The organism is Desulfosporomusa polytropa, from assembly GCF_055380075.1.
Genome location: NZ_AP042400.1, coordinates 674,731 through 688,976, shown reverse-complemented (window position 1 = coordinate 688,976; position 14,246 = coordinate 674,731). Strand labels below are relative to the sequence as shown.

The following is a 14,246-nucleotide window of genomic DNA, read 5'->3' as shown; positions in this document are numbered from 1 at the left end:
TAAAAACTTGTAAATGCTCTCCAATCAAGTTCCGGAGAAATTGATATACGACTTCATTTTTCGAATAATCAGTATGCTTGGCGGTAATTGTACTACTGGTATATATGCCAGTAAGCTCCGTCCAATATATTTCATTCTATAAACAATAAAAACCAGGCTAGCCGCACATTCAGCCACCCCAACCGACTTCCTACTTTTTATTCCATTTCACACTCACTCTCGGTTCCATCAAGCAATCTTACAATAATCTGATTTTCTTTAAACACCGTCATCTTCTCCACTAACCCCAAAGTATAGGGTAACATCAAATTCCCCGATTAGCTCCGCATCTGCCATAATTTTTATAAACTGCGCCACCTTATACGTTTGAAGCGGATTCTCAGTTTGTAAGTGGTACTTCCACTTGTCCAGAAAAAAATCTTGTTTTTAACCGTTGTATTATACACGCTTACAAAAGCCTGATATAGAACTCCGTCGTCAATATGCCTGCTTTCGCAGCCCTTTCCCCCTTCGCCGGATATTTGCCGTTGCATCACCAGATAATTCTTCTGAACCTTTCATCGGTTGATCTCCATACTTTTCTACCAAAAATTTGGCCTCAATAACCGCACCGGAGTATTGACCACATCCCCAGGATGAAGTTCCTGCGCCGCTTTGCCCATTCCTGATAATAGCCTCGGCCGGCTGTCACCAACAGCATTTGACCACCTCCTCTCGTTGCATGATGAATATGCCAGTGGTTACGGTATCCTGGCTCAAACGTCACATTTCCAACGATTACTTGTTTTAAGGAAGCATATTCAAATAGCTCTTTCCATCAAAATACTGTGCATAATTTATATTCTCCCTACCTATTGGGAATACACTATTTTCCATCAAGTCTTTTAATTCCATGATTTCTCATCTCTTCGCATTTTAATTATGCCTCATTATTTAGATTCATCCCTTAACGATAACCGCTGCCCTCTGTTTTTTCCAATATAGTAGAAACGTCAAAACACAGTATCACTATATGGCTTACTATTACCGCTCACTTGTTTCTTGCGGATCATCTTTATGTGTGTGACAATATCCTAAAAAGATACGGGCTGCCTTGGAAAGGGCTTGTTGCTTTTTCCATGCAAGAACTGCACCTACAGCCCCAATTCCCTCCAACGGTATGAATCGCAAACCTGGCGTCATATGCTGATGGAAATCATAACAAATTGCAGTACCTAACCCGCTCCTCACCATATAAATCGTATTTAACAAAAGATTATATGTCGCAACTTGATGAAGCTTCTCATACGTCCCACCAAACCAACGTTTCAGATGGGATTGTACCGATATACGTTCTGGCAAAATCAAGGGTACTTCCAAAAGATCGTCCGGATGTATATTTTCTTTCTCTGCCAATGGACTACTTTCCTGAACCAGGATACCCCACTGCTCCAGTAAAGGCATGCGCAGGACTTCATATTTCATAACATCCACTGGTTCCATTAGCAGCCCAATGTCCACCAGACCATTTTCAATTTGTTCTTGGACAACATCGGCCGTCTTACTTTGCACCTGAAACGTAATCAATGGATACTGTCTATGGAATTCCGCCATCCAAGCAGCCAGCACTGCCATATTTTGTGTATCACCACACCCAATACGGATATTACCCGCCAAGGTCCTACTGCCAACAAACTCCTGCTTCGTTTTCTCTGCAAGATCCAGGAGATCCTGTGCATAACGACGTAACAACAGTCCATCCTCTGTTAATCTAACGTGATGGCTGTACCGTTCCAAAAGCTTGACATTTAGTTCCTCCTCCAAGCCACGAATCTGTCGTGACAATGTTGGCTGCGTCATATGCAGCAGATTAGCTGCCTTGGTAATGTTCTCTTCTCTGGCTACTGTCAAAAAATAATTCAAAACGCGAAGTTCCAAGACAATTCCCCCCCCCCTCGATTTCGTGACCACGCTTTCGCATCATCCAAGTCTTTTTTGCATCTCATATTTCAAACAATCTATACGGGATATTATCTGCTCTTTCTTATGGATTTCCTCCAGCATATTATTTCGCTTTTCGTTCAGCAAATCCATGCAATGACAGTACTTGCCGTCCTTTTTCATTTTCATATAGCACATAATTTCGTCCCACGGGAATCCGAAATCTAATAAGCTCATAATAAAGCCCAGTTCCTCAAGTGCAGAATCATCATATACTGCCACTGTCCCTTCTACCTGAACCTTAGCGATTGAGCTGCTTTCGTATTTCTCCAACACCTCAAAAGGAATACAATACCTTTGATGAACTGCTTCACGATTCATGATTACACCACCTTTATTTTATAATGTATCAAAGATTTGCGCCAATTTTATATGCCTGATCCCCAAATTCAGATTTCTCTACCAAGGAACGAGCACCGCATCCAATGCCCAAAACCTTCCCGACATCATTCCATTCCATATATCGCACCAGGGTATCATAATGATCCACCAACGCACTCATTGTCCAATCAGCACTATTATAAGCCGTTGCCATCAATACAGATTTCTTGCCATGAAGTTTGCCTGTACGGGAATAGAAGCGGTCTACTATCGTTTTCAGCTGTGCAGACATGCCGTAATAGTAAAGCGGCGTAACTAACACCAATAAATCTGCCTCCAGCATTTTCGGCATAAGCTTCTGCTCAATGGCATCCTGCCAGGCGCATGGACCATCCATGTGGCACTGGTCACAGCCACGACAGGGATGTGTATTCTCATTAGCCGCATCAAAAGTAAATACCTCATGCCCTGCACTCTCTGCACCTTCCGTGAACCGCCCAGATAGATAAATCGATGTGGATTCATTTTTCGGATGCGGGCTGCTATTAATGACTACAATTTTCATGCTCTTACCTCCTGATACGCTTCCCTTTTTCGGGATTTTGCTTTCGTTCTCCTTTGCTCCAGTCAGTGTAGACAATCCACAGCCGCTCAAAAAGAGCGTCAATGTACCCATGCCGCTAACTTTCAGGAAATCCCGTCTATTCATACAACCCCTCCCATCTATTTCTTAGAAATAACCTCAACTTTTGCATCGAATTCACCATTCATGCCAGCCATATTTTCAAGACCACTGATGAAATGTCCCATAAGGATGAGTCCCTTGGAATACCTGAAGTCTTTATAAAAAACAGAAACATTGCCCCATGGACCATAAACCGCCAGATCACCCGGTTTGGGCACAAATCCTTCCGGAGCATTTTCTTTCGACAGCGTCTTTGGTGGATCAGCGATTTTTTCCGTTTCGTTATAATCCTTGAAGTGAAGCGTCATTGGCATGGATTGGAGGAAATCCCGACTAGTAGAGTTATCTTCCAATTCCGCAATTGCTTCCTTGCCATCAAAGGTAAATTTTATACGAACGTGGTTATCATCCTGTGATTGCGACATCGTTTCATGTTCTATCTTTACGGCCCCAGCCTGTATATCTCTCCGGCTTCCATAGGCAACGCCCACAGCAGCAATAACGAACAGGAAGGCAATCCCCAGAAAGCACCTCTTCTTCATGCTCATGATCCCGTTCTCCTTTACTTTTCCTGCAAACTCTGCTCAACAATTTCTTGTAACATGCGTGCATAATCTTCCTGAGATACAGCATTCTGGTTGGCTATGCAAGCCAGGCACATCCAGGAATAAACAGAACCAACAAATACCATTACCGCGAAAGCACCGATTAATTTTTTTTTCATCTCCATCACCCAATTCATTTACCTGATTGGACCTGATGACTCGAAAACCACTGTTCCAGTTCCTGTTTTGATGTACTCTGCGAGAAACGTTTGCCATCCACCCAGTTTGCGGAAGCAGAGCACAGAGTATGAAGTGCATCTGCACTAGAGCCTACATCGCTGCTGGCTGATGTGCAAAGCGGTATGATTTTCTTACCCGAAAAATCATAACTCTCCAAGAAAGTATCGATAATACGAGGAGCCTGTCCCCACCAGATTGGATAAGCAATTACGATTGTGTCGTATTTTTCAAAAGAAGGCACCTTCCCGTTAATGGCTGGGCGTGCATTGCTATCTTTCTGTTCCACTGTAGCACGCGTAGATTCATCGTTATAGTTCAGATCCTCACTGGTATATTTTTTCTCTGGTACGATTTCATAAAGATCTGCTTTGAGAACATCAGCTGCATTCTCTGCCAATGCTTTCGTATTGCCCGTACAGGAGAAATATGCGACCAGGATTTTACTGTTCCCATCTACCTTCGGCGCTGTCATTTCCGATGCAGGCTTCTCCGCCGCCACTCCACTTTGTGCCGATTGCGAAGATGTTGTTGCCTTGGTACTACCACATGCAGTAAACGTCATAATGATACATACGGATAAGAAGAGTGTCATAATTTTTTTCATATCAATATCTCCTTCTTTCTTTACTACAAAACTCAACTTCAATTTCATTATCTACGCATTTATCAAGAGAATTCCTTGTACTTCTTTGAACCATAAAGCTCACTACAGCATACATGCCGATGATATTGAGAAGCATCAACATGAATATCCCGAAAGGAGCCTGCGTTGCTGCCGTGACAAAGAGATGCTTCAGTCGCAGCCGATCGCCAACCTGATGCATAAAAGAACCATAGACGCCACCAGCAATAAAGAAAACCATCATAAAGTAACATCCAACTCGATATTTCAGCGATTGCAGATTCCAACGACGCCAGTTCGTAAAACGATGGCATAAAGACGACCAATGCATTCCCAGATGAAGTCCAAGCAGAATGAGCAACAAATAAGGCAAAGATACATGAAGCTGATGAACCGTTATGTTTCTCTGTAAATATATTCCAAGAATCCCTTTAAACAAATGATTGGAAATCATCATGCCAGTTGCCAGGATAATCACCACATTGACTATCAGCAGCCAATTAATCATCACAGACAGGCCTCGCCTGAAATTCCATTTTCTTCTAAGTAGCGTGGAAAACCATAGACGATTCCAGATGAGATGAAAAACTGCTGCTGCTAGCATAAGAACACCTAGCACCTCATGCAGTATTTTGGGTAAAAATTGGAAGCTCATAGTCAAAAGGAACAGCACCAACACAACAATGTCCAGGAAAATCCGTTTCATATACAATTATCCCATCCTTTCCTGGCAATAGTGGTCTATAGGGTATTTCCACTTTATTTTTCTTCATATACCTCTTTTGCCATACGAAATGCTGCCCAGGCTTTCGGCCAACCTGCATAAAAGCCAAGCTGCGTAAGCATCTCTACCATTTCATCTTTTGTCACACCATTCTGTTTTGCTGTCTGGATATGATATTTCAGTGAACTGTCTGTGACACCGCCTCCTACTAATGCGGATATCGTAACCAAACCACGGTCATGAAGCGAGAGCTTGTCATTGCGTGACCAAACTTCACCAAACAGAATATCATCATTATATCGTGCAAAATCTGGAGCAAAATCTCCTAATATATCGTGTCCTGCTGTCTGTACAATCTTCTTAGCTACTGGTTTTGTTGTTTTGTTCTCGTTGTTTTCCATATTCGCTGCCTCCATGCTCAAAAAATTTGTCATTATAATCCCTGCTGTCAGACCTAACACAATTAGCTTTTTCCATACCATTACAAATACCTCCTCAAACGATAGATGAATCCGTCTCATCTATTGTTTTATTGTAGGTTGTAAAAACAAATTAATCCAATGCTTAAAAATATGTATCATCTATGCTTAAAAGGCATTTCAATCTCTTGTTTCAACAAATTCTTGATATCCTTTGCAATTTGCTCCGGTGTCAAATGGTTTTGTTTCGCCAGTCCCGACGTATCGTAGCCCTTCGCCTTCGGGGCGCACAGTCTCATCTGCATATCTCACGAACTTATGTCCGCGCTTCTTCAGCTATTTGTAAAATTTTGCAAGGTAGGTATTCGATAGCAACGACGAAAGATTTTCTCCCTGCGAGGTTCTCGATGTACTAGGGCTGACCATGCCGCCTTCCATGATTCCACTTTTTAGGTATCTTCGGATGAGAGTGCTCACTCGTTCATCCTTGATTTCTTCGCGTAGCATGATAATGAGCATGTCATAATTTACCGTATCGCAATACTGGGCTAAATCAAGATCGACTACCTTCGTATATCCTTCCCGGTAGTACGCTCCGATACGGGTTTAATTATTCGAGATTTTCGATAGTTTAACAAAACCAATTAGCGAAAGGAGTTCCCAGCGTTCTAACGCTGAAAACTCCTTATTCACGGTATATACTGTAATAATTTCGTCCAAAATATAATAAACATAAATAATAGACGAAATCTCATTGCCCACAAGACACATTTCGGCTATAATATAATAAACTTTATTTTTAGACGATGAGGTGATTTCATGAATTATATACACAGAGCAATGGAGAATACGTTTCTCCGTCTTAGCAAAGAATTTCCAGCGTTGCTGCTCACCGGACCAAGGCAGGTTGGCAAGACAACCATGCTTCAAAAACTAGCTGCGAAGGAAAACATAGGACGGGAGTATGTGACACTGGATGATTTGACAGAGCGCCAAATGGCAAAGAACGATCCGAAGATGTTCCTGCAAATCCACAAACCGCCAGTATTTATCGATGAGGTACAATATGCACCGGAGCTGTTTACCTATATCAAAATACACGTTGACCAAAACCATCGGGCTGGTGACTTTTGGTTGACTGGATCGCAGGTATTCAAATTGATGGAGGGGATACAAGAATCGCTGGCCGGGCGTGTCTGTTTGCTGCATATGGCTCCCATGTCACAGGCGGAAATCTACGGTACTGCCACTGCACCTTTTGTGCTGGATTTGGAGCAGCTATCACAGCGGGTAAAGGAACGCACTCCTATTGATACGCCTGTACTGTATGAGCGTATTTTCAGAGGCGGTATGCCTGCCCTCATCAGTGGACAGTATAGCGACTATCGAACAGCTTATTCCAGCTATATCAGCACCTATATAGACCGGGATGTAAAAGAGCTTTCCGGTTCTATAGATTCGCTCAAGTTTATGGATTTCATCACAGCCGCCGCAGCCTTATGCGGACAGATGCTCAACTACAAGACCATTGCAGACGCTGCCGGCATTGACCAGATTACCGCCAAAAACTGGCTGGGGATTTTAGAGCGACTGGGCATCGTGTTTTATCTCCACCCGTATTCTAACAATATGCTTAAACGCATGGTAACCAAGCCAAAGCTCTATTTCTATGACTGCGGCTTGGCGGCATACCTGACCAAATGGAGTAACAGTGATTCCCTGATGAACGGTGCCATGAGTGGTGCGATTCTTGAGAATTTTGTAGTATCTGAGATTGTAAAAAGCTATCAGAACTGCGGCTGGGAAGCCTTTATTTATTACTATCGGGATAAGGATACCAAGGAAATTGATATTCTACTAGAGGACAGCGGCAAGCTATACCCCATGGAAATCAAGAAAACTGCCACGCCTCAAAAGCAGCTAACTCGTGTGTTTAGCGTAATTGACAAGGCTACTTTGGAGCGCGGCACCGGCGCTGTGCTTTGTACAACTGATAGGTTGTCGGCATTTGACAGCCAGAATTTAATTGTGCCTATTTGGGGGATATAAGTAAATGCCTTTGGTCGTTACCTCATGAAAACTATGATTCTTTTATCATTGGATAAATAGCGGGGATGCAGATAAATTTTTTTTTGATAGAGGTATTAAAAACCTCATATTGTACGCCAGATGCAAAGCTGCAGAACTTAAAAGAGAAAAATGAAATAACAGCAAGTAAAATCAAGCAGTCATCTCTCTATTTCTTTATAATAAATGTAGGGTGGTTGAAACGAGGTGAACAGACGAATGTATGAGTGGCAAAAACAAATTCAAATAATCGTTGATGAAATTGACAAATGTATTAAAAATTATAATGACGAAGCCTTGACACTACGCTTTCTTTCTCGCAGGCTGGGTTATTCCGAATTTTATACAACGAGAAAATTCAAAGAAATATCGGGCATGCAATTTAGGGATTATCTGCGTCATAGAAAATTAGCCTTTGCACTAAAAGAGGTTCGGGATAGTGAAAAAAACCTTTTAGATATTGCTTTTGATTATGGCTTTTCATCACATGAAGCTTATACCAGAGCTTTCAAGGAAACATATGGTGTAACTCCAAGTGAATACCGAAAAAAGCCTAAGCCTGTTGTTCTTCGTACAAAAATAAACCCTTTCGACCGCTACTTTTTCGGATTTGGAGAGATTGGTATGATGAAATCTACAGATGATGTTAAAATTTATTTTATAACCATTCCCGCACACAAATTTTTGCACATTAAAAACTATGAGAGTAATGGGTATTGGGATTTTTGGCAAAAGCAAAGTCTTATTCCGGGACAGGACTGCGAAACAATTTGCGGCTTACTCGATAGTATCAAGGGCAAATTGGATGACGATGGTGGGAGCGAATCTAACAGCGGCAGCGGTCAGATTATGGCGTACATTAATGACCCGGACGGCAGACTCTGCGATTGGGGTATTCCACGTACAGAGTGTTATGGTGTACGTCTTCCTTTTGATTATGAAGGCGAAGTACCACCACAAATGCTTATGATTGATGTTCCCGAAGCGGAGTATATTGTTTTTGAACACGGGCCATTCGATTATGAGCAGGAAAATCGTAGTGTAGAGGAAAAGATTGAAAAGGCAATGGCAACTTTTGATTTTGCAGGCACTGGTTACTGCTTAGATACTTCCCCCGGCAGAATAATTTACTTTTATCATAATCCGGAACGGTTTTTTAAGTATATCAGACCAGTGCGGAAGTAAATAAAATCGACTGCCTATCCACTATAGCCAATGACCATATGAAGTCATGTTTTGTTTATAAGGAGTTATTTGAAATAAGACAATCCGCCCAAACTTCCTCGTTGCTTTCCATCTCGTACACGGAAATAACTTCGGCATTCCGGCTGCTATTTACGATTTCTGTCCAATAAGCAGTATCTCTCAGATAGATAAGCTGCTCCGGCGTCCACGAGAGAAGCAATTCTTTCGGCAGGTTATCATGGCAATCTTTTTTCATGCCAGGTACACAGGCGTAAAATAATCTTATAGCTAAATTATACTCCGCTCATTTTATAAAAGCTCCCTACTAAACGATACACAAACAAAAAGGCGACATGACACATCTAGTATGTCATGCCGTCTTTTCAAGATTTATTTATCATATTTTTTTGCAGCTACTATCTTATATACAGTCTTTGGTGACAAATAATATTTACTTGCCAATTCCTGAGCAGATACACCAGCTTGATATTCCGCAAAAATAGCCGTGTTTCGCTCATTCAGAAAATACTTGCTATTTGCAAGTTCGCCCCATTTCTTTTTGCTCTCTGCTTTACGGGGAATATAAAGATACTGGCCGTCAATATGTTGTTGTATTGCCACGATTAAATCGTCCGGCAATACACAATTTGCATTGATATAGCCCATCGTGCGCCTCCTATTATCGAAAAGAATAGGATTACGCAAGGACTATCTTCATGTTGGAATTATGCGATAGCCCCTGCTATGCACAATTCCGACTCTGGTGAACGTTTAGTAATAAGACATGCTCCTTCCTTTTTATCTGTTATTTTTCCAATAATTATATAGAGAGTAACATCATATCGTTAAATTGTCAAATTCCCATTATTGCATCATTTTCGGGATTCCGCTAAACAGCAAGCAGTGCAACCGTGGCCACGGTTGCACGTTTTTGAGATTTTCCCTTATGGGAAAACTCAAAAACTGTTTGTTGGGAAGTGCCTTCCCCAAACCTGCAACTTCAGGCCAAGTGGCTTCGCAAGGTCGGCAATAAATTCTGGGCGATATAGGCACATAGGGCAATCTATTTTATCCCCGCGAAAATGCTTAAACAATTTGAGCATCGCATCTTTACCGATAAGCTCAAACAATTCCAAATAAATATCGTTTAGTTCGTCTACAGTATCCATGCTAACACAAAAAATTAACTTATCCACCGTTGTTTGGCATTTAATTTTTAGGATAAACTATCACCAGGAAGTGGTATCTATTTCTCTATATAAATCAAGAAGAAGCGCCCCAGTAAGTATAACTGTCACAGAGCCAGAGTAATTGTAAAAACAGTTCTTTGGCTCTTCTCATCACCACCTGCGCCTGCAAACTTCTTTATTGCTCAATGCTGTCCAAATAGTTCTATAGCAATCGCTACTTAGGTGTAGTATCACCTGCCGACAGCGTCTTCCCTAACTTGGTAATAGCATGTTTTTCTATTCTGCTGACATAACTGCGAGAAATCCCCAAAATTTTGGCAATATCGCGCTGGGTCTTGCGCCTGCCGTCAGGTAATCCAAAACGCATTTCAAGCACCCATTTTTCCCGTGCTGTCAGACGATGGATTTCACGGGTCAACCGTTCTTGTTCACACAGACTTTCCACTGCTTCGCCCACGACATCAGGAGCTGTGCCCAGCACATCAATTAAAGTTATCTCATTTCCCTCTTTGTCAACGCCAATCGGGTCATACAAACTAACTTCAGTACGAATGCGCCGAGTACTTCTCAAGTGCATGAGTATTTCATTCTCAATGCAGCGAGCGGCATAGGTGGCCAGTCTAATTTTTTTGGCCGGGTCGAAGGTATTGATGGCCTTAATAAGTCCAATGGTGCCGATGGAGATTAGATCATCCACATCCTCGCCCGTATTATCAAATTTTTTAACAATATGGGCTACCAGTCTTAGGTTGCGTTCAATCAATACACTACGTGCAGCTTCATCTCCGTCTTTTAGCCGCTGTAAATAGACACGCTCATCTTTTTCTGACAACGGTAAAGGAAACGTATTATTGGCTATGTAAGAAACAAGTAGGGTGATGCCTTTGATTATTGATGTTGCCAATACCGTTAAAAACGAAAGAGCCATTAGTCATTCACCCCCGAAAAGTCTGTCGACTACATCATATGGGGCAGACAAGCAAAATGTGCCTGGCAGAATTTATTTTTATTACTCGCTACTTGCGCTAGAAATACAAGTACCATATAATTCAAATAGGAAATGTATGCTGCTCAAAGGAGCGTGACTTGCATGGAGCATTATATTGCTGATATTGGTATATTCTTTGCTGGTACCTTGGTCGTACTGTATATGCTGTGGGATAGACTGTTTCCCGAGGAATAGCGAACATAAACAGAACGAGATTGCTTTTTCGGCAATCTCGTTCTGTTTATGTTTCAAGTATTTACTTAGCAACTGACTGCGTACAAATAGACATTTTATCCACTACTACCGTATTAAGGGCCTCAGTAATAGCTTCACCAATAACTTTACTAAGTTTCATCACTTTGCCTAAGGACGTGCTTTGTAGATCCAGATATCCAATCTGGCTTTGAGCATTGACTACACCGATAACTGAAATATCACCGATAGTAGGCAATCTGTTGCCTACTGCAATCCCTGCGGCCAAACCGCCCTGCCAAATTTCAATATTATCAACTTCATGACTTTTCCCCAGACAGGCATCAATGGCAATAATGAGGGGATGATGATAACGGTGCGTTATACTATTTAACGTCTCTACAAAGTTACCTGCATGAACTGGATGTTCTAATGTACCATACACATTACACTCCGTGTTTTCTTCAAGATAGGTACCGACTAATGGCCCTAAAGCATCACCTGTATATCGATCAGAACCAATACAGAGTGCCACAATTGGCCGCAAACATAATCCGTCTTGACGTTTCAATAGTACTATCAAATGTTCAAATAATTGTTTCCGGACATCGAGGTCATACAAATTAACAGTAAGCTTATTAAGGACATTTTTTACCATTCTCTCTCTCCTCTTAGCTATCTCATTAATCTATATGCAGCTTATGTCCAGTTTATGTTTGGTCTTAGTTACCTATCCTATCAGCGGTAGTTCCTGGTATTCAGGCATTTTCACAGCCTGAGCGAGTGCTTCAATGATAAAGGCAACATGGTCCTTAAAGTCAACTTTCATAGCTTCGGCACTTGTTGTCATGGTTTCACGATTGACAGCGCGAGCAAATGCCTTATCTTTGAATTTCTTCATAACTGATTTTACCTCTAAATTGTCAAGACTTTTATCAGGACGCACCAGTGCGCAGGCGATAACAAACCCAGTCAGTTCATCTACTGCTAATAATGTTTTTTGCAGTAGTGTCCGCTCTGGCTGCCAATCACGAGCGTGAGCCTCTACATCTGTGGCAAACTGACTGTCATAGCCAGCAGCAGTAAGAATTTCTCTACCATGATTCGGGTGATCATCGGGATATTTCTCAAAATCAACATCATGAAGCAGTCCAACCGCCCCCCAGTATTCAACATCTTGACCAAATTTAGCGGCATAGGCTCGCATCGCAATCTCAACTGCTAAACAATGTTTTAAAAGCACTTCGCTTTGAACATGGCTACGTAACAGTTGCCACGCTTCTGATCTACTATAGTTCATGCTAAACCTCCTAATTATGTGGATAATGATCTAACTTTCCGAGTTTATGTGCAATACAAGTTGCCAAGCTGGACTGCCCGAGCATATAAGCCACCTTTATCAATAAGTTCCTGATGAGTGCCGGTTTCTGCCACCCTGCCGCCTGACAAATACACCACCCGATCTGAAGACATAATTGTTGACATACGATGGGTAATAATAAAGGCTGTTCGTCCCCTGCAGGTTTGCCGAATAGCTGACATAACCTGTTTTTCGGTATGAGCATCAAGGGCCGCGGTCGGTTCATCAAAAAGTAATATGGCAGGTTCAGTAATTATCGCTCTGGCAATAGCAATCCGCTGGCGCTGACCACCAGACAAATTTCCGCCCAATTCTCCCACTATCGTATTATAGCCTTGTGGCAACTCCCTAATAAAGTCGTAAGCATTAGCTAACCGAGCTGCTTGTTCAATCTCACTTACGGTTGCAGTGGGCCTGCCATAGCGAATGTTTTCCACAATAGTGGTGTTAAATAACACCGGCTCCTGCTGAATGAAACCAATCTGTCGCCGCAAATCACCAATTTTAAGTTTTTTAATATCTATTCCATCTATATAAACAGTTCCTTTATTAGGATCGTAAAAGCGTAAGAGTAGATTGGCAAATGACGATTTACCCGCCCCACTGGGTCCAACAATAGCAACCACTTCACCTGGCCGCGCAATAATGTTGATATTTTCCAATATCAGGTTGCCGGTTTGGTACGCAAATGACACATCTTTAAACTCAACTAATCCCTCAGCCTTAGGCATCTGTAAATAGCCATCAACCACAGACGGAGTTTGTTCATTAAGTAAGCTGTTAATACGTCCCCAGGCTACCACACCAAGTTTCAGATAAGTTAGTGCTTGGCTGATTTTGCGTACAGGCATCGGAATATTGATAATATAAACAAGAAAAGCAAACATTCCACCGATACTCAGATCGCCCTGAATAACCTCCCGACCGCCGTACCAAACGATAATAGTTAAACCGATAGCGGCAAGAAATTCTACTAATGCTACCAAAATTGCGCTTAATCGCTGAGTTTTTAGTAAATCACTAGCTGCTTGCTGAATCTTGTCACTGAATTTTTTGTATTCATAATCTTCCCGAACATAACTTTGCACGATGATCACCGATAGCAATGATTGTTGAATAATGGCTGTAACTTTAGCAAGCGTATGGTCAACAATTACCCCTAAACGGCCAATTTTATTATTAAAAAAGCTAATGGCAATAATGATAAATGGTAAAGTAGCAAAAGTCACCATAGCCAGTTCCCAATCAAAATAAATCATAATTGCTACGATAGCCAACAGATTAAGTGACTCAACAATAGCATCAGGAATGCCTACTGTAACTGCCTGTTGAATAAATGAAAGATCATTGGTAAATAACGAAATAAGCTCTCCGGAAGAATTCTTCATGAAATAGGCATAATCTAACGATTGCAGCTTACTAAACATGTCCTGACGGAGTTTAGCCAACATCTTATTAGCAGCTTTAGCCATACTATATCCATAAAAATAGGAAAACAAACCACGAATGAGGTATAGCATCATGATACCCGCGGTAATCAAATGCAAAAACGTAATATTTCCCCCGGTCAGCGCATCGTCAATAAGCATCTTAACTACCAGCGGCGCCGCCAAGCCCGCTAAACTTGCAACAATAAAACACATTACAGCTGTTAAAGCTAATAACCAATATGGTTCTATAAACTTTCGCCAATAAAAACTAAACATAATCTATCTCCACTTAATACTG

At 41.7% G+C, this 14,246-nt stretch carries 15 protein-coding genes; 2 read left to right on the top strand and 13 right to left on the bottom strand.

All coding sequences use genetic code 11. The annotated features are described in order from the left end of the window. Positions 1 to 1,023: 1,023 nt before the first annotated feature. From ACZ449_RS04870 to ACZ449_RS04835, 8 genes are read right to left on the bottom strand one after another with little or no spacing between them, the layout of a single operon-like run. Entirely contained in the window at positions 1,024 to 1,917 is an 894-nt protein-coding gene (locus tag ACZ449_RS04870; protein WP_464259941.1) for a LysR family transcriptional regulator, read from the bottom strand. 42 nt (positions 1,918 to 1,959) lie between these two features. Beyond that, a complete protein-coding gene (locus ACZ449_RS04865) occupies positions 1,960 to 2,301 on the bottom strand; it encodes a hypothetical protein (RefSeq protein WP_464259940.1) in 342 nt (113 codons plus the stop codon). 28 nt (positions 2,302 to 2,329) lie between these two features. Continuing rightward, positions 2,330 to 3,010 carry an NAD(P)H-dependent oxidoreductase gene (locus tag ACZ449_RS04860; protein ID WP_464259939.1) on the bottom strand — a complete coding sequence of 227 codons (681 nt, stop codon included), beginning with the start codon at positions 3,008 to 3,010 and terminating at the stop codon, positions 2,330 to 2,332. Positions 3,011 to 3,024: 14 nt separating this feature from the next. After that, positions 3,025 to 3,534 (bottom strand): cyclophilin-like fold protein, encoded by a 510-nt coding sequence (locus tag ACZ449_RS04855; protein WP_464259938.1) that lies wholly within the window; start codon positions 3,532 to 3,534, stop codon positions 3,025 to 3,027. A 14-nt stretch (positions 3,535 to 3,548) separates the two neighbouring features. Next, a complete protein-coding gene (locus tag ACZ449_RS04850) occupies positions 3,549 to 3,710 on the bottom strand; it encodes a hypothetical protein (protein WP_464259937.1) in 162 nt (53 codons plus the stop codon). A gap of 14 nt (positions 3,711 to 3,724) precedes the next feature. Next, positions 3,725 to 4,375, bottom strand: coding sequence for a flavodoxin (locus ACZ449_RS04845; RefSeq protein ID WP_464259936.1), 651 nt, complete (start codon positions 4,373 to 4,375; stop codon positions 3,725 to 3,727). Between the two features lies 1 nt (position 4,376). Beyond that, positions 4,377 to 5,099, bottom strand: coding sequence for a hypothetical protein (locus ACZ449_RS04840; protein ID WP_464259935.1), 723 nt, complete (start codon positions 5,097 to 5,099; stop codon positions 4,377 to 4,379). Positions 5,100 to 5,152: 53 nt separating this feature from the next. Further along, entirely contained in the window at positions 5,153 to 5,599 is a 447-nt protein-coding gene (locus ACZ449_RS04835; protein ID WP_464259934.1) for a carboxymuconolactone decarboxylase family protein, read from the bottom strand. 756 nt (positions 5,600 to 6,355) lie between these two features. On the opposite strand from ACZ449_RS04835, the gene ACZ449_RS04830 reads away from it, so the two are divergent. Both ACZ449_RS04830 and ACZ449_RS04825 read left to right on the top strand, forming a co-directional pair. Next, positions 6,356 to 7,585 carry an ATP-binding protein gene (locus ACZ449_RS04830; protein WP_464259933.1) on the top strand — a complete coding sequence of 410 codons (1,230 nt, stop codon included), beginning with the start codon at positions 6,356 to 6,358 and terminating at the stop codon, positions 7,583 to 7,585. A gap of 237 nt (positions 7,586 to 7,822) precedes the next feature. Beyond that, positions 7,823 to 8,788, top strand: a complete 966-nt coding sequence (locus tag ACZ449_RS04825; RefSeq protein WP_464259932.1) for a helix-turn-helix transcriptional regulator — start codon at positions 7,823 to 7,825, stop codon at positions 8,786 to 8,788. 390 nt (positions 8,789 to 9,178) lie between these two features. Here ACZ449_RS04825 and ACZ449_RS04820 read toward each other — a convergent pair whose 3' ends face one another. From ACZ449_RS04820 to ACZ449_RS04800, 5 genes are all read right to left on the bottom strand, one after another. After that, positions 9,179 to 9,454 (bottom strand): CD3324 family protein, encoded by a 276-nt coding sequence (locus ACZ449_RS04820; protein ID WP_464259931.1) that lies wholly within the window; start codon positions 9,452 to 9,454, stop codon positions 9,179 to 9,181. Positions 9,455 to 10,192: 738 nt separating this feature from the next. Further along, the gene (gene sigK / locus ACZ449_RS04815) at positions 10,193 to 10,906 is read right to left on the bottom strand and encodes an RNA polymerase sporulation sigma factor SigK (RefSeq protein WP_464259930.1); all 714 of its coding nucleotides are present in this window, start codon (positions 10,904 to 10,906) and stop codon (positions 10,193 to 10,195) included. A gap of 316 nt (positions 10,907 to 11,222) precedes the next feature. Continuing rightward, positions 11,223 to 11,816: a spore protease YyaC gene (gene yyaC, locus ACZ449_RS04810; RefSeq protein ID WP_464259929.1), complete on the bottom strand. Its 594-nt coding sequence runs from the start codon at positions 11,814 to 11,816 to the stop codon at positions 11,223 to 11,225. 72 nt (positions 11,817 to 11,888) lie between these two features. After that, complete coding sequence (locus tag ACZ449_RS04805; protein WP_464259928.1) at positions 11,889 to 12,458, bottom strand: HD domain-containing protein; 570 nt, start codon at positions 12,456 to 12,458, stop codon at positions 11,889 to 11,891. A gap of 44 nt (positions 12,459 to 12,502) precedes the next feature. Continuing rightward, positions 12,503 to 14,224 carry an ABC transporter ATP-binding protein gene (locus ACZ449_RS04800; RefSeq protein ID WP_464259927.1) on the bottom strand — a complete coding sequence of 574 codons (1,722 nt, stop codon included), beginning with the start codon at positions 14,222 to 14,224 and terminating at the stop codon, positions 12,503 to 12,505. Positions 14,225 to 14,246: the final 22 nt, after the last annotated feature.